Below are 760 nucleotides of genomic sequence, written 5' to 3' on the forward strand. Positions count from 1 at the left end.
TGATGGCTATGGTCATGGCATGAAGCGAGATAGCGCCCGGGCACCGGAGCGCAAGGTTGCAGTCGGGAGTGGAGCCGGGACTAGTGGGTGGCGGCGTGCGAGCAGCGCAGGTTCAGCACGTGGCCGAGCGAAACCAGTGCGACGCCGATCATGGTCAGGACCGATTCGTGCACCCCGTGCGGCAGGGCGAGCGCCCCGCCCATGAAGGTCAGTCCGGTCATCGCAATCACGAACGGGCCGGCCTTGCGATGCTCCAGCGCGCCCCATCCGATTGCCACGGCGGCTACAACAAGCGCGATGGCCAGGCCCCATTTGTGGATCGCCGGAGCAAGCAGGAACTCGCCCCCGAACCCGAACGCGCTGAGGACGACGATGCTCGCGAGGCAATGCGCAGCACACAGCCCGGACAGAACCACGCCAACCCGGTCGAACCGCTGGCGAATCGAGTTGTAGGCTTTCGTCACGATAGGACTGTAATATGTAATGCTGTATCGTTTCGCAAGGTATGTTGCGAAAATCGCCCTTGCGCCAGGGCGGGCGGCGCACCAGACAGGCGCAGTCATGACCAATTCGACGATGACGCTTCTGCGCGAAAATCCTCAGGCCCGCCGCCACCAGGGCCGCCCTTTTGTCGTGGCCCGCTGGTTGCTGTTCGTAGCCGGCCTGGTGTTGCTGATGGTGATCGTCGGCGGGATCACCCGGCTGACCGAATCCGGCCTTTCCATCACCCAGTGGAAGCCGATCACCGGAGCCATCCCCC

Annotated in this window: 2 protein-coding genes; one reads left to right on the top strand and one right to left on the bottom strand. The window is 64.1% G+C overall.

Annotated elements, in window-relative coordinates; translation table 11 throughout:
* Positions 1-80: 80 nt before the first annotated feature.
* A complete protein-coding gene (locus tag AC01FP_RS18280) occupies positions 81-464 on the bottom strand; it encodes a MerC domain-containing protein (protein WP_474482262.1) in 384 nt (127 codons plus the stop codon).
* A gap of 97 nt (positions 465-561) precedes the next feature.
* Between AC01FP_RS18280 and AC01FP_RS18285 the strand changes: the two genes are divergently transcribed.
* A partial coding sequence (locus tag AC01FP_RS18285) for a COX15/CtaA family protein (protein ID WP_474482265.1) occupies positions 562-760 on the top strand: 199 nt, incomplete at its 3' end.

The sequence above is a fragment of the Cyanobium sp. NIVA-CYA 375 genome (assembly GCF_056108345.1).